Here is a 19,596-nt window from a genome sequence, read left to right as displayed (position 1 = left end):
AGTCATCGACAGTGGTCTTTTTGTTGTATTATTGAAGAATTCATTAGGGTTTATTTTGAGATACTACATTAGAGATAGGTGTAAGCATTGGTGATGGGTATGGTGGATTGTATAATTTCACCACTAAATGTCCACTCTGTGCGGATAATAGTCCAATAATTCGCTTACGCGGGAGTCGTTTTTTGAATACCTACTCTGATGATGTAATGTTCTTGACAGTCCAAATGCCCTTTGCTAAGATGGCAATAATATATTTTTGGATAAGCATCTCAAACCTAAATTGAAGATATGAACTTGTTCAACTTCCAGATGTACAGAGTTGTCTGTCGTGAATGGACTTAAAGTCGAAGGTTCTTCTTTTATAAAGTTTGTAGGCGGGTATAATTTAAAAACAACCGAGGAGGAATGACCCAGGTGTGGAAAGATAAGTTTGGTAAAGAAGGTCTGACTTTTGATGATGTGCTGTTGGTTCCGCGTAAATCTGAGGTACTGCCGAAGGAAGTAGATTTGACTACAGTTCTAAGTAAGAATGTGAAGTTGAACATCCCGCTTATGAGTGCAGGTATGGACACAGTCACAGAAGCGGCTATGGCCATTGCTATTGCTCGTGAGGGTGGTATCGGGATTATTCACAAGAATATGCCTGTAGAGCAGCAAGCGGAAGAAGTGGATCGTGTAAAACGTTCCGAGAGCGGAGTTATTACTAACCCATTCTCTCTTTCAGCAGAACATCTGGTATCCGATGCTGAACTGCTGATGGGTAAATATCGTATTTCCGGAGTACCGATTGTAGACAGTGACAACAAACTGGTCGGTATTCTAACTAATAGAGATTTACGTTTTATTCATGACTTTAATATTCCAATCAAAGAAGTTATGACACATGAGAATCTCGTGACTGCTGCTGTAGGTACGACACTTCAAGAAGCAGAAGGCATCTTACAACGTCATAAAATTGAGAAATTGCCGCTGGTGGACGAGAATAACGTTCTTAAGGGCCTAATCACAATTAAAGATATCGAGAAGGCGATTCAGTTCCCTAACGGAGCGAAAGATGCACAGGGTCGCTTACTAGTTGGAGCAGCTGTTGGTATCTCTAAAGATACATTCGAGCGTACTGCAGCGTTAGTGAAATCAGGTGTCGATTTGATCGTCGTCGATTCTGCACATGGTCACCACATTAATATTATTGAAGCGGTTCGCCAAATTCGTGAGTTGTATCCTGATCTTACGATTGTTGCTGGTAATGTGGCTACAGGTGAAGCAACCCGTGAACTTATTGAAGCTGGAGCTTCTGTAGTTAAAGTAGGTATTGGACCTGGATCTATCTGTACAACACGAGTTATCGCTGGTATCGGTGTGCCGCAGGTTACAGCCATTTATGATTGTGCAACGGTTGCTCGTGAGTACGGAGTTCCTGTCATCGCTGACGGTGGAATCAAGTACTCCGGTGAAATCACTAAGGCTATTGCCGCTGGTGCTCATGCAGTAATGATGGGAAGTATGTTTGCGGGCACAGAAGAGAGCCCAGGAGAATCGGAGCTTTATCAAGGCCGTAAATTTAAAGTATATCGTGGTATGGGCAGTATGAGCGCCATGAAACAAGGCAGTAAAGACCGTTATTTTCAAGATGACGATAAAAAGCTTGTTCCTGAAGGAATTGAGGGACGTATTGCATTTAAAGGACCTCTTTCGGATACAGTTCATCAATTGATCGGGGGATTGCGCTCGGGTATGGGTTATTGTGGTACGAAGTCTTTGGAAGAACTTCGCAATGATACTTCTTTCATTCGCATCACAAGTGCTGGACTTCGTGAAAGCCACCCACATGATGTGCAAATTACGAAAGAAGCGCCAAACTATTCCGTATAATGGACTAACCGTACTATTTTTTGGACAGACAGGACTATTTCGACCTGTCTGTCTTTTTTTGCGTGTACCCCTGTGTTAGAATAGAACAAGCTATTGATATGAGGTTTAAAAGGAGAGTAGTAATCATTGAAGCACAAGCAGAAATTTAACGGTAAGCAATTTATGATTAAGACAGCGACAGTAGGTCTGCTTTTAAATATGTTAGTTTCCACTCCACTTCCGGCATTCGCAGAGGAAGGTACGACTACGACCATACAAGCCGGAACTGCAACTCAGACGACTCAGAAAGCAGTAAAGATCCCTTCTGTGGAATCACTGGGGCTAAATTTGAAATCAGCGGTTCTAATCGAACCAACAACAGGCGAAATTCTTCTATCTATGAATGCAGATGAGGCTTTGCCTCCAGCAAGTATGACTAAGATGATGACAGAGTATCTTGTAGCAGAAGCGGTGAAGACTGGACAGATTTCATGGGATCAAAAAGTCATAGTAGGGGAAAATGCGTCTAAACAGGTTGGCTCACGTATTTTTCTAGCGGAAAAAGACGAGCATACGGTTGAAGAGCTGTACATAGCAATGGCTGTCGGATCTGCAAATGATGCTACAGTCGCTTTGGCAGAACTAGTATCCGGGTCAGAATTGGAATTCGTAGAGCTAATGAATCAGACTGCCCAGAAGATGGGTATGAAAACTGCCTATTTTGTTAATTCTACTGGACTAGACAAGGCTGACATGCCTAAGAAGTACCGCTCAACTGATAAGAAAGAAAACGTAATGTCAGCGATGGATGCTGCTATTCTTGCCAAATATATTGTTACTGATCATCCTGATTTTAATAGATTTACAACGGTTCAGTCTTATAAGTTCCGTGAACGCGATACTGCTCCAATGATTAACTTTAACTGGATGTTGGAATCGAATAAGAATATACAGAATTTTAAGGCTTATGCTTATGAGGGACTGGATGGTTTGAAAACAGGCCATACCGCTAGAGCTAAATATTGTTTTGCAGGTACAGCTGAACGTGATGGTATGCGTCTGATCAGTGTAGTAATGGGGGCTAATACAGAGCCACACCGTTTTACAGAGACGAAGAAAGTACTTGATTTCGGATTTAATAATTTTGAAATTAAACAGGTTGTAGCGCCTAAAGCAGTGTTAGCCGGCAACGAAACCGTGCCAGTTCTTAAAGGGAAAAATAAAAAGGTGTCTGTAGTTACGGATGAAGCTGTTTCGTTTATCGTCCCTAAGGGAACAACCTCCCCTCAAATTAAAACAACCGTTGAAATCAATGATCCAGCAACCTTAGTTGCTCCTATAGAACAATCTGCTAAAGTGGGTAAGGTTACTTATTCCTACCAAGTTGAAGGCATGTCTGATGTTCAGCAGAAGACAGTTAATCTGATTACTGCCGAAGAAGCGGAAAAAGCCGGTTGGTTCAGTTTATTCCTTAGAGCCATTGGAGATTTCTTCGGCGATTTATTTACAGGGATCAAGAACTTGTTCTAATGAATATAGCATTGAAAATTGCGTTAATCCGAGTAAGTGGATTGTATATTTCCCTTCATTGGGGTAAAATTACAAGTTAGATTAAGATAGATCATTCGGGGGGCTAGGACATGGAAACTGGAACATCGCGCGTTAAAAGAGGCATGGCAGAAATGCAAAAAGGCGGCGTCATTATGGACGTCATGAATGCAGAACAAGCAAAAATTGCTGAGGCTGCGGGTGCAGTAGCTGTTATGGCATTGGAACGCGTGCCTTCTGATATTCGCGCAGCTGGCGGTGTAGCACGGATGGCCGATCCTACAATTGTAGAAGAAGTTATCAAAGTGGTAAGTATCCCTGTTATGGCTAAGGCTCGTATTGGCCATTACGTAGAAGCAAAGGTTTTGGAATCCTTGGGTGTTGACTATTTGGATGAGAGTGAAGTTCTTACTCCTGCTGATGAAGTCTTCCATATTAATAAACGTGAGTTCACTGTTCCGTTCGTATGTGGAGCTAAAGACTTGGGTGAAGCCTTGAGACGTATTAACGAAGGTGCATCCATGATCCGTACGAAAGGTGAACCAGGTACAGGCAACATTGTTGAAGCAGTGCGTCATATGCGCTTTATCAATAGTCAAATCCGCAAAGTAACTAATTTGTCCAAGGATGAGCTATATAATGAAGCTAAGAACCTGGGAGTTCCTTACGAGCTACTGCTTGAAGTGCATGAGCTTGGTAAGCTGCCGGTTGTTAACTTTGCTGCTGGCGGTGTAGCAACTCCTGCCGATGCTGCCCTGATGATGCATCTAGGTGCGGATGGTGTGTTTGTAGGCTCAGGTATTTTTAAATCGGACAACCCTGAGAAATTTGCCCGTGCGATCGTTGAAGCCACTACACACTATACGGATTACAAACTGATTGCAGAAGTATCTAAGAACCTTGGCGCACCCATGAAGGGGATTGATATTGCAACTCTAACCCCGGCTGAACGTATGTCGGAGCGTGGCCGTTAATAGAGAGAAGGTTGCCGGATGAAAATAGGAGTGCTGGCGCTTCAAGGCGCAGTTACGGAGCATATTGTTAGTATAGAGAAGACCGGAGCAGTGGGCGTACCTATCAAGCGGGTAGAGCAGCTTGAGGAGGTTGATGGCCTAATTATTCCTGGTGGTGAGAGTACAACGATCGGTAAACTGATGCGAAAATATGGCTTCATCGAAGCCATACGTAATTTCTCCAATCAGGGCAAGCCGATTTTTGGAACATGCGCGGGTATGATTGTTCTGGCCAAACAAATTGCCGGAGGCGAACCAGGACATTTAGAGCTAATGGATATTACGGTGGCTCGGAATGCATTCGGTCGTCAACGGGAAAGCTTTGAATGTGATCTGGAGGTTAAAGGAATTGATGAGCCGGTTCGTGCTGTGTTTATACGTGCACCGCTTATCAACGAGGTAGGCCCGGGTGTAGATGTGCTTACAGTCTATAATGATGAGATTGTAACTGCACGGGAGGGTAACCTGCTGGTGTCTTCTTTTCATCCAGAATTGACCGATGATTTCAGACTGCATCAATATTTTGCTGATATGGTAGAGGCTACTAGGCAAATGCAACAACAGAATCGCATATAAGAACATCCTGACTCTTTCAAAGCTGTAAGCAGCAATTTGAAAGAGTTTAGGCTGTTTTCAGGAGGGAAACTTTGTGTTAGATGTAAAAGTATTACGCAGTGATTATGCTCGAGTTGAACAAGCTTTAGAGAAACGGGGTAAATCACTGGATTTAATTGCTGATTTTCCACAACTTGATCTACGCAGACGTGAATTACTGCAAGAAACAGAAGGTCTTAAGAATCGTCGTAATACGGTTTCTGGCGAAGTAGCGAAGAAGAAAAAGAATGGTGAGCCAGCAGATGACCTAATTGCAGAAATGCGTACGGTATCTGACCGAATTAAAGAGCTTGATGACGAAGTCCGTGAATTGGAAGTTCAGATTGCTGAACTTACTATGAGTATTCCGAATATTCCGCATGATTCAGTTCCAGTTGGTAAATCTGAGGAGGATAACGTAGAATTGCGTCGCTGGTCGGAGCCAAAAGAATTCGGATTTACTCCGAAATCACATTGGGAGCTTGCGCAGCAGCTCGATATTATTGATTTTGAAGCTGCAGCGAAGGTTACGGGATCACGGTTTGTTTTTTATAAAGGACTGGGAGCACGTTTAGAGCGGGCGCTTATTAACTTTATGATGGATCTGCACAGCGGGGAGCATAACTATGAAGAAATGCTGCCGCCTTACATTGTGAATAAAGACAGCTTGTACGGAACGGGACAACTTCCTAAGTTTGAGGAAGATCTGTTTAAGTTACGTGACACTGAATACTATTTGATTCCGACAGCGGAAGTACCTGTAACCAACTACTATCGCGAAGAGATTTTGACTGCAGCAGATCTACCTAAGTATCATGTAGCATACAGCTCTTGTTTCCGTTCTGAGGCGGGTTCGGCTGGCCGTGATACTCGCGGTCTGATCCGTCAGCATCAATTCAACAAAGTAGAGCTGGTAAAGCTTACTACACCTGAATCCTCTTATGAGGAGTTAGAGAAAATGACAGCAGATGCTGAGCGCGTCCTGCAGCTTCTTGGATTGCCTTATCGCGTACTTGGGCTATGTACAGCTGATATGGGCTTTACATCGGCTAAGACGTATGATTTGGAAGTATGGCTGCCTGAGAGTGGAATGTACCGTGAAATCTCTTCTTGCTCGAATACAGAGGACTTCCAAGCGCGTCGGGCAAATATTCGTTTCCGTAAAGATCCGAAATCTAAACCTGAATTTGTTCATACACTGAACGGATCTGCTTTGGCTGTAGGACGTACTGTTGCAGCGATTCTTGAGAATTATCAGCAAGAGGATGGCAGTGTTCTGATTCCAGAATGTCTACAACCGTATATGCGCAATGTGAAATCGATCCAACCTAAAAATATTTAAGAAAACAGTTGCTTTTAATCGCACTCTAGGTTACAATTACTAATGCATGTGAAATTTATATGCATTTGGAGAGGTACCGAAGCGGTCATAACGGGGCGGTCTTGAAAACCGTTAGAGTGCAAGCTCACGTGGGTTCGAATCCCACCCTCTCCGCCATTCCTTTATGAAACTATAAGAAATAAGCAGATAGAAGCCGTCTCCTTTGGAGGCGGTTTTTTTGTTGTGCTTGAAATGGTGCAGTTTCAGGCATTGTTTGATGAACCTAGTTCCATTGAGAATAAAAAGATTGATTTCTCCGCAATGTATTAGGGAAGGAGGATGATCATAATTATGGACAGACAATTGGAAGTAGATCAGCATAATCTTGTCTCGGCCTGGCAAGAACGCCTGCCTGCGTTAATGGAGGATGGGGACAGTTTCAATGTACTAGCGGATGAAGGTGATCCGAATAGTCTGCTTATTCATTTTAATGCTGCGGGACGTCAAGGGTACTCACTTGATTTTCGCTGCAGATATGTAGATAGCAGGGAGGTCGCTGTTGATCTGCTTGATGTGGAGCAGAGTGGAATTCATATTGATGAGCACAATGATGCAGTACAGCTATTAGCACAACAGTATTCACGACAAATTCACGAGTGTGCTCAGGCGCTACAGAGTATAACTAATCCTTAGGAGGAATGAACAATGTCAAAGCCGAAAAGTATTCCAGTTCCCGGGGCACAGCCTAACGATGGCGAACGCAGAAAGGAGCATAATTCTTCTGCACCAGAGCCACTTTCTGGCTCTAAAAAGGTGAAGCAGGCTAATCATGTTGACCATCATAATCCGCAAGGATAATAAATAAAAACAATAACAATTATAAAGAAGTGTTTCTTGATTTTTACAAATAGTTTATCATAAGGGGGGGAGATTTTTTTTACATGGGAGAGGAGAAAAATAATGAACAAAAAATGGGGTTTATCCGCCGCGGCACTGTTGCTTACAGCAGCGGTAATTCTGCCGGGATGTGGAAGTAAACAGGAGGCGCCAAAAGAGGCCTTAAAATCAGCCGCTACAAAAGCGACTGCGATGTCTTCATATGAAATGAAGAGTAAATTCTCGATCAACGATCTAACCATCGAGACCGCTGACGCTGAATCTGCTGCAATGACCACACAGGTACTCAGCATGCTTAAGAACGCTGATATAACTATTGACGGTGTTTACCAGGCTGATCCAATGCAGACAGAGCTAACTATGGTTCTGAATCTTAAGGGAGATATGAGCATGAGCTTCAATGTCCCTATGGTGATGACCACTGAGAAGCTGTATGTTAAGATTCCATCGATTCCGTTCTTTCCGATTCCGGAGACCATCGTCAATAAATTTGTAGAAGTGGATCTAAAGGCGTTGGCAGAGCAAGAGGGTGCTGAGTTTAATCCCAGCTCTCTTGATACACAGAAAATGCAAAAGTTCTCTAATGAAGTAATGGACACTGTATTAGCGGAATATGATGAAGGAAAATATTTTAATGAGCTTAGTCCAAAGGATGCAAATTTACCAGAGGGTGTAGAAGCTAAACAGGTCGTTCAGTTCCAAGTGACGAACGATAATGTTAAAGAAGCAATCACTATCTTCGTGAATAATGCCCTGCCTAAAATCATTGATATTGTGAGCAAGGAAGAGTACAAGGATATGCTGCAAATTAATGATGCGGATCTGGCTAAGGCTAAAGAAGAGATCACATCGAGTGAGACTAGAACTGAATTCGATAAGAGCTTGGCTGATCTTGATAAGTATCTTACGATCAATCAGTTCCATTACAATACGGCGATCAATAAAGACGGATTTGCTGTTTATCAGGATTTATTGATGGACATTAAAGTAAATGATCCGGAAGATGGTACGAACGTAGCCTTCTCTATAAACGGAACAGGTCAATATGACAAGATTAACGAGAAGCCAGTGTTTAAGATTGGCATTCCTCAAGGTGATGATGTAATTACAATGGATCAACTAGAGGAACAATTCGGTAGCTTGGGGACTTATTAATTAAGAAGTTACGAGAGAAAGACCCGCATGCCAGCGTATGATTTACGCCCATGCGGGTCTTTTTTTATTAGAACAATAAGATTATTAATCTTGAACGGGTCAGTAGAAAGTTATTTGTGTTCATCCGGCAGCATATCTTCGGCTAATATTGCGTAGGTTTGATGATCCTGCCAATGGCCGTTTATTTTGAGATACTGGCGGGCGATACCTTCAGGTTTAAATCCGCTCTTCTCCAGCACCCTCCGAGAAGCCTCATTATGCAATAAGACGGCTGCCTGAACCCTATGAAGACCTAAGGCTCGAAAAGCGTAGCCTAGAACTAATCCGACTGCAGCGGTCATGTAACCTTTTGCCTGCATCCGATGATCCATTAGATAGCCTAAATCAGCATACTGTGCTACACCTCTTGAGACATTAGACAGCGTGATTTGACCTATTAATTGTCCATCAAGCAGATAGACACCGAACATATAGGCTCTGTCCTCCAGAGCATCCTCCAGACGCTGATTAATGATCCGTTGTTGACTCTCCAAAGTGTAGAATTGCTCATCGCGTTGTGGTTCAAATGGTTCATGTGTTACCCGATTATTCAAACGCAGCTCCAGTAAGTCCTCTGTATCCTTTAGCTCTAGTGGAGAAATATAGATGCCATGTGAGGTATGATATAAAGTAAGGGTCATTTCAGGTCTCTCCTTTGTCTTCCTTCGATGGTTTTTGACGTAAACGGCGAAAGAATGAGGTTAGTAGGTCTGCACAATCTTCTTGTAAAATCCCCTGAATCACTTCGGTGCGATGGTTAAAACGCGGTTCTTCTAACAGATTCATGAGGGTCCCAGCACATCCAGCCTTAGGATCAGGCGTGCCATACACAGTGAGTGGTACTCTTGATTGTACAATCGCTCCTGCACACATCGGACAAGGCTCTAAAGTAACATACAGCTGGCAATCCAATAGACGCCACGAGTTCATGACATTGCTGGCCTCACGAATGGCAACCATTTCTGCATGAGCTGTAGAATCCATTGTAGTTTCTCTTAAATTGTATCCGCGTCCGATAATTTCACCATGCCGTACGATCACTGCCCCAATGGGAACCTCCCCTAATGCTTCAGCTTTGCGGGCTTCTGCTATCGCCTGCCTCATCCAATGTTCATGAACCGCTCGCATATCATCTAGCGATTCACCTGCTTTAATATTCAAGATCATCTTCCCTTCCTTTATATCCATTGTACAACGAACAAATATTCGTTCTTAACAAAATGTGCATAACTCTGTGGATAACCGCCTACTTATGCACATTTTTGTACACATCGTTTTATAATAAAATGTTTATATGTGCATAAGTTGTGGATGGTTTCTTAGACGTTTCCCATTCTTATTAGGACGCCGAAGGCATTTATATTTGTATATTGTAGAGAAAGACCTTTTAAATTTCAATATTTCTTGAATTGTAACGCTTCATTGAAATGTCTTTTCAAATGTGAGGGCAAAAGGTATGATGTTTATTGTAGGCCCCGCAAGGATTTACCAGTGGATAAGAGGTGAACAAACAGTTTGTCCATAAAGACAAAACTATCTGCTATTATTTTTGGGGCGGTGTTGCTAATTTTAGCACTGAACCTGACATTTAACCTTTATGCCGCCCAAAACAATCTACGGAATGAAAGCATTAATAATATGCAACTAACCGCTATGCAAATGGCCGTTTCTGTAGAACAAAGTAACTATAGCTCTAACTATGTAGAATATCAAATTGCGCATAATTTAAGGATGGCGGCTATCTTTGCCTCCGAGGAGCTGGATCCCGATTATAAGAATATCACGAATGAAGAACTTAAGGTCCTAACTTCCAAGGTGGGCGTGTCTAATATTTCAATTCTGGTAAAGACTGATAACGATATTGTAATAGCAAGGTCTTCGGTGCCTGGTGATATTGGGGTGTCCACAAAGGACTGGGGGTACTGGCACCTGGCCTTTTTGGAGTTGTTCGATAATCAGGAGGTATCCGTGGGTCAGGGGCAGGCCTTGGACCATTTTTGGTCAGGCCCATTTGATTATTCAACCTACAATCTCGATTTCATTGAGAAGTGGGGATATTATCATGATGAAGCAAGTAACTACATCATAAACCCTGTTATCCTCAATAATGCAGCCAGCGACTATGTCAAAATTACCAATCCTGATCAAATTGCAGCGCTGACCAAAGAAGCTAATCCAGGGATCTTAGAACTCACAGGATTTAACCCAGTGACATTTGGTTCGGCGAGTATGAAGGCTGACGGAAGTGACGCATTGAATAAGAATCTTGGTAACCGCCCCATTAAGTATGGTACTTATACTTATGGTAATCTGGAGCGGGATAGAGCGGCGATTCTATTAGCTCAAGAGAAGCAGAAGCCGGTTACACTTGAGATGAAGGTACATGGGGAAAGAGTGCTCAAAAGCTATATCCCTATCGAATCTCCTGGACTGAAGGCTTATGTGATTGGAGTCGTATTGGATTACTCCGTAATTTCATCAGTGGTTCATGAACAATTAATTAATAATCTGACAACATCTCTGTTATTACTTACATTATTCTTGTTATGCAGTTACATACTGTCTGGATTTGTTACTCGTCCGATTCAGGCGATACTTGCCAAAGTGAACGATGTGGCCAAAGGGAAATTCGAGCCTCCACTCAAGGTAACTAGCCGGGATGAGTTAGGGCAATTGGCACTACGAATCAACGCTATGACAGCTCATCTCATGCAGCGCACCAATCGGCTCAAACAGACACTGGAAGAGAACCGAGCAGTTAAGGAACATTTGGAATCCGTCATTAATGGGACCTCTGATGCGATACATACAATCGATATGGACGGCCGAATTACTAGTACGAACAGAGCCTTCGAAGAACTGTATGGATGGAGTGCCAAAGAGGTGCTAGGGAATAAGCCTTACCTTGTGCCTGCGACAGCGCTTAAGCAGGAGGAAGAGCGGCTTGATGCGTTAAAGAGTGGTGCGGCTCTACCACCAATTGAAACCGTAAGACTTAAACGGGATGGAACAATTGTTGAAGTTAGTGTTAGTACCTCAGTGATTCGTGATGAAGACGGGTATCCACATTCCTTTATTCACGTCTCACGTGATATGACGGAACGTAACCGTATGGAAGAACTGCTTAGACGCTCTGAGAAACTGACTACAGTAGGCCAATTAGCCGCTGGAGTTGCACACGAGATCAGAAATCCACTTACAACGCTAAAAGGATTTCTGCAGCTTCAACAAGAAAAGCAGATTTTGGTCCCCCTCCATATTGAACTGATGTTGTCTGAGCTCGAGCGGATTAATCTGATCGTAAGTGAATTTTTGATTTTGGCCAAGCCTCAAGCTGTTCATTTTCAGGAAAAAGATGTACGGGATATCCTTGGGGACGTGGTTTCTCTTTTAGACAGTCAAGCTCATTTGTTTGGGATTCAGTTTAGTACTACGTTCTCAGAATACCCATCTACCGTACATTGTGAAGTGAACCAGCTCAAGCAGGTGTTTATTAACATCGTCAAAAATGCTATTGAAGCCATGCCTGATGGTGGTGTGATTTCAATGGAGTTAAGAAATACCCTGGATTCTGTTTTCATTCTTATTTCAGATCAAGGCGAAGGAATTCCTAAGGATATGCTGCCTAAACTGGGTGAGCCCTTCTTCACCAATAAGGAATCGGGAACAGGCTTAGGGCTAATGATTAGTCAACGTATTATTCAGGCTCATAAGGGTCATTTGGAAATACAAAGTGAAGTGGGTCAAGGGACAACTGTTATGATCAAGCTGCCTGCAGCTGGTACGGATACCTCTTGGCTTAATATTAAGGATGAACGGAGTGAAGGACAACGTGAGAATTAATAAATTCATCAGTGAGACAGGATACTGTTCACGCCGTGAAGCAGATAAGCTGGTGGAAGGTGGTAGAGTTACGATCAACGGACAACCTGCTGTGCTTGGCAGTCAGGCTGTTCCAGGCGATGATGTAAGAATAGATGGTGTTGCACTTGAAACATCAAGCCAGACGGTTTACATTGCGTTAAACAAGCCAGTGGGCATCACTTCAACTACAGAACAGCATATTAAGGGTAATATTGTTGATTTTGTAGGTCATCATGAGCGAATCTTCCCGATTGGGAGGCTCGATAAGGATTCAGAAGGCTTAATTCTGCTTACCAACGATGGGGATATCGTTAATAAGATTTTACGGGCTGAAGGTCGGCATGAAAAAGAGTATGTTGTTACTGTAGACAGACCGATCACGCCATCATTTATTACCGGTATGTCCAGTGGCGTAAAGATATTGGGTGAAAAGACGCTACCTTGTGAGGTTACTCGTATTACAGAGCGTGTATTCCGTATTATTTTGACGGAGGGTAAGAATCGGCAGATCCGCCGTATGTGTAGCGCTTTTGGCTACGAGGTTAGAAAGCTGCAACGCATTCGGATTATGAATATTCGTCTAGGGGCATTACAAACAGGAGAATGGCGTGAGTTGTCTGCTGAAGAGAAGCAAGAACTTGGGGCTACATTGAACTACCAACTTCTATAGCTTAAAAGATCCTAGATTTGAATAAGATTTTGTCAAAAAAGAGCTGCTCCATCGGTCTAAGACCTTGGGGCAGCTCTTTATGCTTTGTGTTAAGGAAACCATTATTCATCAGTAGGAGCTATACCTGAGAACTCTTTGGTTTCTTGATATTTACGAATAATGGATACTTCAACCCGGCGGTTCTTACTTCTTCCAACAGCTGTAGTATTTTCAGAAATCGGGTGGTATTCTCCGTATCCAATCGCACTGAATTTCCGTGGATTCAGGTTCGTATTTGTTAGCAAGATCTTCATGAACTGAAGGGCGCGATCGGCGCTCAGGTCCCAGTTGGAAGAATAGTCGCTATTAGAGATAGGGATATTATCAGTATGCCCTTGCACGACAACATCATAATCCGGGAATTGCTGCAGCATAGTTGAGATGGACTTTGCTAATTGCCGAGAATCATCTTTAACTACAGCCTGTCCGGAAGCGAACAACGCGTTATCGCTTATCGTAATCATAAGCTGAGACTGATTGAGCTTAGTACTGAGAAGATCGGTTAGACCGTTCTTGCTGATATATTGATCAAACTGCTTTTTAAGCTTCTCTAAATCCTCTTGTTCCTTTTGCCGCAGCTTAGCCATTTCTGTTTGTTCGGTTTTCTTGGCTACTGATTTATCCATTTGATCATTTTTTCCTAAATCCTCTTGAGTCTTAGATGGCATTGCCGCCCGCTCTTCAAGAATACCTGTACCGCCATTAAGAGCGGAACTGAAGGCTTGACTCATCTCTTCGAATTTTTTGGCATCCGTTGCACTCATAGAATACATTACGATGAACAAGGCTACCAGAAGGGTCATAAGATCAGAATAAGGCAGTAGCCACGATTCATCGGCGTGTTCTTCATGCTCTTCGTGTCGTCTAGTCTTTTTGCTCACCCGATCCACTCTCCTTCTCAGCATTTAACTTAGCTCGTTCCGAAGGTGTTAGGAAGACAGCAAGCTTCTGATTGATGGCAATAGTGGATACACCGGATTGTATGGACAAAAGACCTTCGACCATCATCATTCGAACTTCAATTTCGCGTTTGGAAAGTCGTTTTAGCTTATTGGCAATAGGATGCCATAATACGTAACCTGTAAAGATACCGAGTAGTGTTGCGATGAAGGCAGCCCCGATTGCTGCAGCCAATTTGTTCATATCACTCATATCAGCCAGAGCGGCGATAAGTCCGATAACGGCCCCGAGTACGCCAAGTGTAGGAGCATACATACCTGCTTGTGAGAAAATGAGTGCGCCTGCTTTATGTCTATCCTCTGTGGCGTGGATGTCCTCCATAAGAACATCGCGGACAAAATCCTGATCATTTCCATCAATAATCATCCGCATGCCATTTCTGAGGAAGTTATCTTCTATTTCATCGACTTTCGACTCAAGAGCCAGCAGACCTTCACGCCGTGTAATAGAAGCCCACTCCATGAACATAGTAATTAATTCGGGTTTACTGATTAATTTCTTTTTGACAAAAATCATTTTAAACAGACTTGGAATCTTCTTGACCTCTGAGAACGGAAAGGCCATAAAGATGGAAGCTGCCGTACCCACTAAGATAATAACGTAAGCAGCAGGTGTGGCTAAAGCGTGAAGAGGAGCGTGCTTGAGGATCATACCCCAAATAACTGCAACTAGACCAAAAATTAAACCAAGTATTGTTGAAATTTCCATTATGCACCTCGTCCATGAGATTATAAGATGTGTTCCGACAAAGCCGCGTATATCATCCTTGAAACAGCGGCAAGGCACTCTGTGCGAAACCGAATAACGTATATTCTTATTTATCGACATCATTCCGTTTTTTGTGAAGTCATTTTTTCGGCTATAATGGATAAGGTAAGTAATTATTCATCTGTGGAGAAAACGGAGTGATACATGTGGGTGTAAAGCATGGTAGAGATTACGGTGAAATCCTAACGGATTTGACTGAGGCTGTCGGCAGAATTTCCGATGGGTACTTATTTTTTGAAATGGATCCGGAAGAGTGGCAAGAATTGCCGCAGGAATCCAAGATGGAGGTATGGGAGGCACTGGCTGAGGATCTTTTCTTCGCGCTGGGTAATGAACCTATGATTGAGGTGGGGAGCGGCGTTATCATTTATGATAAGGACACGCACCGCATTAATATTTTAGTCGGAGAAGAGGATTTAGCCTCTGTTGTTTTGATTTAAGAAGAGGGGGCGACGGGGCGTAATTTGCCCGTAGTTAGTAGCCCGTGTTAAAATTGGTGTAGCCGAGTTATAATCGCTGGGATTCTTGAATACATTTAATCGAAAATATTGCCTTTATCCTGGCACATCCCTTGGACCTCAGAAGCTAAGGGATGTTTTGTTTAACGAATAAGACGAGTAATGGGACCTGCGGATTTTACTGCAATTTTTAGTAAGGGAGGAAATGAATTGTTATTTACGGAAGAAGAACTGCGTGAGCAGATCAGCAAGCTGGAAGGTTGGAAGCTGGAAGAGAATACCATGGTGCGAAAATATATGTTCAGTCAATATATGAAGGGTATTGCTTTCGTTGATGAAGTAGCCACCATTTCAGAAGCCTTTGATCACCATCCACATATTACAATTGATTATAAGACAGTGACTTTACGGCTGAAATCAAATGAGGAAGACGGTATTACAGCTCTAGATATTCGAGAGGCACATGAATTTAATGAAGCCTTTGAGAAAAATCGTTAGTGTCACCCAAACTCATAAATAAACGCCCGTGCGCAGATAGTGAACTATCTTCAGGCACGGGCGTTTTTAGTTGCTTTGGTAGTTACTTTTTCTCTGCGAGCCAGAGGGCGACGTTTGCAATCTCCTCAGGGGCTAGCTTTTCTTTAAAGGAAGGCATTTGACCGCGTCCTTTAGTTACAATACTGTAGATTGCTTCAGCATCATGTTGACCGCCTTCATTTTGAAGACTGGGTCCAACTCCACCTTGAAGCTGATCGCCGTGACAGGTAATACAGCTGGCTTTCACGGTTGCTTCCGCCTTTGCCGCATCCAATTGGACTTCCGGCATCGTCGGCTTATTCTGTTCAGCTACCTCTTCTTTACCTGGAAGTGTAAACATAAGTACTACCGCAAAGGCACAGGCGGCAAAAAACAAACCGCTCATGATCCATTTCTGCATCCCAGTTCGTCCCTTCTATGTAAGCTGCTCCCTACATTATAGCTCAAGGTGAAGCGTTATCATAGGGTTTGTGACAAAAAAATGAACGACAATGCCATCAAATCATTGAAAAATATGGAATTTAATATTATTTGTCATAGACCATGCAATAAAAAGGTTTGTTTCCTGTGGGGGTTAGGCGCTCATACGTATCGGTAATCGTAAATCCACACTTTTGGTAAGTTCGGATCGCCCGCTGGTTCCAGGTCAATACCTCTAGATCAATCTCACGCTCAGGATAACGAATTAAGGCTGCTTGCACGATTGCATCCATGAATGTTTTGCCTAGACCTTGGCCGCATAGATCAGGGCGCATGCCAATCCCCAAGCGAACAACACCTTCCATTGGAAACAACTGCGCGAATCCACACAAAATCCCTTGCCCATTTAATATGGAGACATATTGCTCATTACGTAGCTGAGGGTCACCGAACTCGATTCCAAGAGCCTGCATTTGCTCCCATGGCATCCAGCCGTAAATATTATAAGGGGCAGTGTAATCCCAGTTGCAAATCTCTTCCGCGTGACTGGTCTCCATAGGCGCTACATGAAAAGTAACAGAGGAATTTATCATAAGGTTAAGGACCTCCTTTCACGGGGGTTACTTTAAAATATAAGAAAGTATACTAATTATATACAAAAATAGGCTTGGTCGACTCAGAAATTTATGAGATTATTGTTTTACAAATTCTGAGAGGGGTAAATACTAAATAAGACAAAAAACAAGCTCTTCCCCAAGAATCAACATCTTGGAAAAGAGCCTATGTACGATTTACTTATTGAACATCATCATTATCTTCTGTCTCAGAAGCAACAGAATGATAAGCATCCGTGCTCATAATGCGTTTAGCACCGATGTAGCGTTTCACGTAGTAGCTATCACTCAGGGAGCTAATCGTTACACCGCGTGAGGAAGATGCGTGTGCAAACTTGCCTTCACCGACATAAATACCGACATGGGAGACACCCTTGCCACTTGTATTGAAGAATACAAGATCTCCAGATCTTAAATCATCTTGGGAGATAGCAGTACCCATTTGAAACTGGGAACCTGATTGGTGTGGTAGGTTAATACCAATTTTATCAAATACATACATTGTAAATCCGGAGCAATCAAATCCATTTGTGGAGATGCCGCCGGATACGTACTTAGTTCCGATGGTCTTGTCGATCACTTTATCCATTTTGGAATCCGCGAAAGCGCTTCCTGCTCCAATGGTGAAAATAATGGAAAAGCTAAGTACTGCTGCTGCTAGCTTCTTCTTCAAAAGTTTATACCCCTTCCGGATGCCTACGAGGTTAGCTTAAGGGTTCGGTTGAAGGTCCCCTATGACCCCTCTAAAAATGGAGGTCAATTCACCCAAAGTTGGTTCCCCCGTTTTCCTAATAGTCAGGAAACTCGGCTGATACTGTTGATTAGGAATAGCTTGTAATCAATACATGACAAAACCTTTGTAAATAACAACTTAATGATTACAAAAATGTTACTAAAATCTTACTGCAGTTATTGTAACAAACAGAGTGCCGCTTGGCAATCGTTTTTAACATAATCATGCAGAAAAATTCGTTTTTTTAAAGACAAAATGCATATGTAAGCGATAATATTAAACTAATTTTTATATTTATTGAAATTTTTATCAAATAAAAGTGTTTAAAGTCTGTTCTAGAGGTGTAAAGAATATAATGAGGCAAAAGAAAACCTGGATTCGATTAAGTCAATAATCAAACCCAGGTCCTATATAATGTAATTGTGTGGTTTAGTTGTGGCGAAGTATTAATCGTAGGCTACAGCTTGATATGAGGAAGTACTCATTACTCTTTTAGCACCAACGTAGCGATTGGCCCAGTAGGACTGGCTAAGTGAAGTGATGGTTACGCCATATGAAGATGATGATTGTGCGAATTTTCCGTTTCCAACATAAATGCCGACATGGGATACGCCGTTGCCCAATGTGTTAAAGAAAACTAGGTCACCTGAACGCAACTTGCTTTTGGCTACAGGAGTTCCAACATTATATTGAGCTTTTGAAGTACGGGGCAAAGAAAGACCCACCTTCTTGAATACATACGTAGTAAATCCAGAACAGTCAAACCCGGCAGTGCTAGTGCCTCCGGTTTTATAGGCAACTCCAATTGTCTTTGAAATAACACTGTCCATCTTAGAATCTGCAAAGGCACTTCCTCCACCAATAGAGAACGCCATCACAAGTCCTAGCGCCGCAGCGACGCATGCTTTTCTTAAATTCTTCAAAAAAATTGTACCCCTTCCAATGCCTGTGAGGTTAGCTTAAGGATTCGGTAGAAGTTTCCCTATGATCCCTGCAAAGCGAGATCAATTCACCCAAAATATGGTTCCCCCACTTCCTGGTGCCAGGAATTCGGCGTTTTATGCACCAGATAGTGACTTATCGACAAAACTACGATAAATACATGAAGTTATGTAGAAATCGTTTCAAATGATTACAAACTTGTTACCAATGGAACAGGACTTATTGTAACAAAGTCTTTATGATTTTGCAAATCGACATAATTTTCTATAACGCGAAAGAGTCCCGGCTCCAGATTAAGGAACCGGGACTCTTATATTATGTGCTGTAAGACCTTGAATTATTGTGGGAATGCTTTACTGAGCCATAGATGATATTGTGCTGAGATTCCCCACATTTTGAAGAGTGTAGAAGGCAGGGGTGAGATTTGACGGATAATCAGCGCCGGTAGGCCAGGGCAGAAGAGACCCGTTAGTCCGCATATTAGCAAAAGGACCAGACCTGCTGCACCAAGTAGGATTGAAATGCCTATTGCTGGAATCAGCGACTTCAAGCAAATGAATAGGGAGGAGAACATCCCCGTGCCGCTGGTATAACCAAACTGCATATATAGAAGGAACAGGCGTACGATAAAGATGTATATAAGCCATGCCAATACGTATGGAATTAGATGAAGTAACAAAGAGTAGTTCAGAAATGAGGACAAGAATAGCCCGTACATTTTTGGAGCGAGCCAGTATAACGGAAGTAGTGCGAGCACCCATTCGATTAGACTGAAGATAAACACAGGAAATCCATAAAGCTTCATACCGGGAAAAAAGAACAGGCCACGCTCTCCTTTTCGCTCCTGATGGAGTTCATGCAGTAATCCTGACCTTATGAAGGGGGAGAGCAGAAGTCGAAAGACAACAAGTCCTAGGAACATCCATAACCAAGTACGTATCGCAGGATCTGTGTTCAAGCTGAACTGTCCTTCGACATAATAGAGTAGTCTGCCCATTCCGCTGCCTCCAGCGTCTTTATCTGGATAGCGCAGCAGAATAGGAACGATAGCAGACCGGATGAAGCCGTACATAAAGTAGCCCCAGAGCAGTCGGTAGATGAAGAGCAGAATCAGAATATAAAATTGCTCCTTCATGCTTTGCCAGCCGCGGGTTATCGATGTTCTCACAATCA

At 42.8% G+C, this 19,596-nt stretch carries 21 protein-coding genes, 1 tRNA gene and 2 riboswitches; of the genes, 13 read left to right on the top strand and 9 right to left on the bottom strand.

Going from position 1 to position 19,596, the window contains the following annotated elements:
* Positions 1-414 precede the first annotated feature (414 nt).
* The 9 genes from guaB (at position 415) to CA600_RS23450 (ending at position 8,379) form a co-directional block, all read left to right on the top strand.
* The gene (gene guaB, locus CA600_RS23490; protein ID WP_094873282.1) at positions 415-1,872 is read left to right on the top strand and encodes an IMP dehydrogenase; all 1,458 of its coding nucleotides are present in this window, start codon (positions 415-417) and stop codon (positions 1,870-1,872) included.
* A 162-nt stretch (positions 1,873-2,034) separates the two neighbouring features.
* On the top strand, positions 2,035-3,381 hold the full coding sequence (locus CA600_RS23485) for a D-alanyl-D-alanine carboxypeptidase family protein (protein ID WP_094873287.1): 1,347 nt from the start codon (positions 2,035-2,037) through the stop codon (positions 3,379-3,381).
* Positions 3,382-3,491: 110 nt separating this feature from the next.
* Positions 3,492-4,373 (top strand): pyridoxal 5'-phosphate synthase lyase subunit PdxS, encoded by an 882-nt coding sequence (gene pdxS, locus CA600_RS23480; protein WP_042123186.1) that lies wholly within the window; start codon positions 3,492-3,494, stop codon positions 4,371-4,373.
* A gap of 18 nt (positions 4,374-4,391) precedes the next feature.
* On the top strand, positions 4,392-4,988 hold the full coding sequence (gene pdxT / locus CA600_RS23475) for a pyridoxal 5'-phosphate synthase glutaminase subunit PdxT (RefSeq protein ID WP_094873280.1): 597 nt from the start codon (positions 4,392-4,394) through the stop codon (positions 4,986-4,988).
* Positions 4,989-5,061: 73 nt separating this feature from the next.
* Entirely contained in the window at positions 5,062-6,348 is a 1,287-nt protein-coding gene (gene serS / locus CA600_RS23470) for a serine--tRNA ligase (protein ID WP_094873279.1), read from the top strand.
* 67 nt (positions 6,349-6,415) lie between these two features.
* Positions 6,416-6,504: transfer RNA gene (locus CA600_RS23465), tRNA-Ser, on the top strand.
* A gap of 174 nt (positions 6,505-6,678) precedes the next feature.
* On the top strand, positions 6,679-7,020 hold the full coding sequence (locus tag CA600_RS23460; protein WP_094873278.1) for a hypothetical protein: 342 nt from the start codon (positions 6,679-6,681) through the stop codon (positions 7,018-7,020).
* Between the two features lie 12 nt (positions 7,021-7,032).
* Positions 7,033-7,185 (top strand): small acid-soluble spore protein P, encoded by a 153-nt coding sequence (locus CA600_RS23455; RefSeq protein WP_060623882.1) that lies wholly within the window; start codon positions 7,033-7,035, stop codon positions 7,183-7,185.
* Positions 7,186-7,287: 102 nt separating this feature from the next.
* Positions 7,288-8,379: a hypothetical protein gene (locus CA600_RS23450; RefSeq protein ID WP_094873276.1), complete on the top strand. Its 1,092-nt coding sequence runs from the start codon at positions 7,288-7,290 to the stop codon at positions 8,377-8,379.
* Between the two features lie 110 nt (positions 8,380-8,489).
* On the opposite strand, the gene CA600_RS23445 is transcribed toward CA600_RS23450, so the two are convergent.
* Together CA600_RS23445 and tadA are read right to left on the bottom strand one after the other, a co-directional pair.
* Positions 8,490-9,059 carry a GNAT family N-acetyltransferase gene (locus CA600_RS23445; protein ID WP_094873274.1) on the bottom strand — a complete coding sequence of 190 codons (570 nt, stop codon included), beginning with the start codon at positions 9,057-9,059 and terminating at the stop codon, positions 8,490-8,492.
* A gap of 1 nt (position 9,060) precedes the next feature.
* The gene (tadA, locus tag CA600_RS23440) at positions 9,061-9,546 is read right to left on the bottom strand and encodes a tRNA adenosine(34) deaminase TadA (protein WP_256989982.1); all 486 of its coding nucleotides are present in this window, start codon (positions 9,544-9,546) and stop codon (positions 9,061-9,063) included.
* 387 nt (positions 9,547-9,933) lie between these two features.
* Here tadA and CA600_RS23435 point away from each other — a divergent pair, with 387 nt between their 5' ends.
* On the top strand, positions 9,934-12,261 hold the full coding sequence (locus tag CA600_RS23435) for a sensor histidine kinase (protein ID WP_094873271.1): 2,328 nt from the start codon (positions 9,934-9,936) through the stop codon (positions 12,259-12,261).
* Positions 12,251-12,952: a 23S rRNA pseudouridine(2604) synthase RluF gene (rluF, locus tag CA600_RS23430; RefSeq protein WP_094873285.1), complete on the top strand. Its 702-nt coding sequence runs from the start codon at positions 12,251-12,253 to the stop codon at positions 12,950-12,952. The genes CA600_RS23435 and rluF overlap by 11 nt, the downstream gene beginning before the upstream one ends.
* Before the next feature lie 101 nt (positions 12,953-13,053).
* Here rluF and motB read toward each other — a convergent pair whose 3' ends face one another.
* Entirely contained in the window at positions 13,054-13,872 is an 819-nt protein-coding gene (gene motB / locus CA600_RS23425) for a flagellar motor protein MotB (protein ID WP_094873270.1), read from the bottom strand.
* Positions 13,856-14,659, bottom strand: a complete 804-nt coding sequence (gene motA, locus CA600_RS23420) for a flagellar motor stator protein MotA (RefSeq protein ID WP_094873268.1) — start codon at positions 14,657-14,659, stop codon at positions 13,856-13,858. The genes motB and motA overlap by 17 nt, the downstream gene beginning before the upstream one ends.
* 206 nt (positions 14,660-14,865) lie before the next feature.
* On the opposite strand from motA, the gene CA600_RS23415 reads away from it, so the two are divergent.
* Positions 14,866-15,159: a hypothetical protein gene (locus CA600_RS23415; protein WP_042131745.1), complete on the top strand. Its 294-nt coding sequence runs from the start codon at positions 14,866-14,868 to the stop codon at positions 15,157-15,159.
* A gap of 228 nt (positions 15,160-15,387) precedes the next feature.
* Positions 15,388-15,675: a 4a-hydroxytetrahydrobiopterin dehydratase gene (locus CA600_RS23410; protein WP_042123209.1), complete on the top strand. Its 288-nt coding sequence runs from the start codon at positions 15,388-15,390 to the stop codon at positions 15,673-15,675.
* Between the two features lie 82 nt (positions 15,676-15,757).
* Here CA600_RS23410 and CA600_RS23405 read toward each other — a convergent pair whose 3' ends face one another.
* From CA600_RS23405 to CA600_RS23385, 5 genes are all read right to left on the bottom strand, one after another.
* Positions 15,758-16,114, bottom strand: a complete 357-nt coding sequence (locus CA600_RS23405; protein WP_094873267.1) for a c-type cytochrome — start codon at positions 16,112-16,114, stop codon at positions 15,758-15,760.
* Positions 16,115-16,241: 127 nt separating this feature from the next.
* Entirely contained in the window at positions 16,242-16,727 is a 486-nt protein-coding gene (locus tag CA600_RS23400; RefSeq protein WP_094873265.1) for a GNAT family N-acetyltransferase, read from the bottom strand.
* Between the two features lie 202 nt (positions 16,728-16,929).
* A complete protein-coding gene (locus tag CA600_RS23395; RefSeq protein WP_094873263.1) occupies positions 16,930-17,421 on the bottom strand; it encodes a C40 family peptidase in 492 nt (163 codons plus the stop codon).
* A 5-nt stretch (positions 17,422-17,426) separates the two neighbouring features.
* Positions 17,427-17,568: riboswitch (cyclic di-AMP (ydaO/yuaA leader) on the bottom strand.
* Positions 17,569-17,927: 359 nt separating this feature from the next.
* Entirely contained in the window at positions 17,928-18,356 is a 429-nt protein-coding gene (locus tag CA600_RS23390) for a C40 family peptidase (protein ID WP_042131746.1), read from the bottom strand.
* A gap of 53 nt (positions 18,357-18,409) precedes the next feature.
* A riboswitch (cyclic di-AMP (ydaO/yuaA leader) is annotated at positions 18,410-18,547 on the bottom strand.
* A 213-nt stretch (positions 18,548-18,760) separates the two neighbouring features.
* Positions 18,761-19,591: a hypothetical protein gene (locus tag CA600_RS23385; protein WP_143812191.1), complete on the bottom strand. Its 831-nt coding sequence runs from the start codon at positions 19,589-19,591 to the stop codon at positions 18,761-18,763.
* Positions 19,592-19,596 lie beyond the last annotated feature (5 nt).

The sequence above is a fragment of the Paenibacillus sp. VTT E-133280 genome (genome assembly GCF_002264385.1).
Classification (GTDB): Bacteria; Bacillota; Bacilli; order Paenibacillales; family Paenibacillaceae; genus Paenibacillus_AQ; species Paenibacillus_AQ nitricinens.
Note: the sequence above shows the minus strand (reverse complement) of the source record. Positions and strands in the feature narration are given on the sequence as shown.

What these genes read in the sequence shown, in the direction of transcription:
- pdxT (WP_094873280.1), top strand. Translation starts at nt 4,392, where the DNA reads ATGAAAATAGGAGTGCTGGCGCTTCAAGGCGCAGTTACGGAGCATATT.
- pdxS (WP_042123186.1), top strand. Translation starts at nt 3,492, where the DNA reads ATGGAAACTGGAACATCGCGCGTTAAAAGAGGCATGGCAGAAATGCAA.
- CA600_RS23485 (WP_094873287.1), top strand. Translation starts at nt 2,035, where the DNA reads ATGATTAAGACAGCGACAGTAGGTCTGCTTTTAAATATGTTAGTTTCC.
- tadA (WP_256989982.1), bottom strand. Translation starts at nt 9,546, where the DNA reads ATGCGAGCGGTTCATGAACATTGGATGAGGCAGGCGATAGCAGAAGCC.
- CA600_RS23405 (WP_094873267.1), bottom strand. Translation starts at nt 16,114, where the DNA reads ATGCAGAAATGGATCATGAGCGGTTTGTTTTTTGCCGCCTGTGCCTTT.
- motA (WP_094873268.1), bottom strand. Translation starts at nt 14,659, where the DNA reads ATGGAAATTTCAACAATACTTGGTTTAATTTTTGGTCTAGTTGCAGTT.
- CA600_RS23445 (WP_094873274.1), bottom strand. Translation starts at nt 9,059, where the DNA reads ATGACCCTTACTTTATATCATACCTCACATGGCATCTATATTTCTCCA.
- CA600_RS23455 (WP_060623882.1), top strand. Translation starts at nt 7,033, where the DNA reads ATGTCAAAGCCGAAAAGTATTCCAGTTCCCGGGGCACAGCCTAACGAT.
- CA600_RS23460 (WP_094873278.1), top strand. Translation starts at nt 6,679, where the DNA reads ATGGACAGACAATTGGAAGTAGATCAGCATAATCTTGTCTCGGCCTGG.
- CA600_RS23390 (WP_042131746.1), bottom strand. Translation starts at nt 18,356, where the DNA reads ATGGCGTTCTCTATTGGTGGAGGAAGTGCCTTTGCAGATTCTAAGATG.
- CA600_RS23400 (WP_094873265.1), bottom strand. Translation starts at nt 16,727, where the DNA reads ATGATAAATTCCTCTGTTACTTTTCATGTAGCGCCTATGGAGACCAGT.
- CA600_RS23450 (WP_094873276.1), top strand. Translation starts at nt 7,288, where the DNA reads ATGAACAAAAAATGGGGTTTATCCGCCGCGGCACTGTTGCTTACAGCA.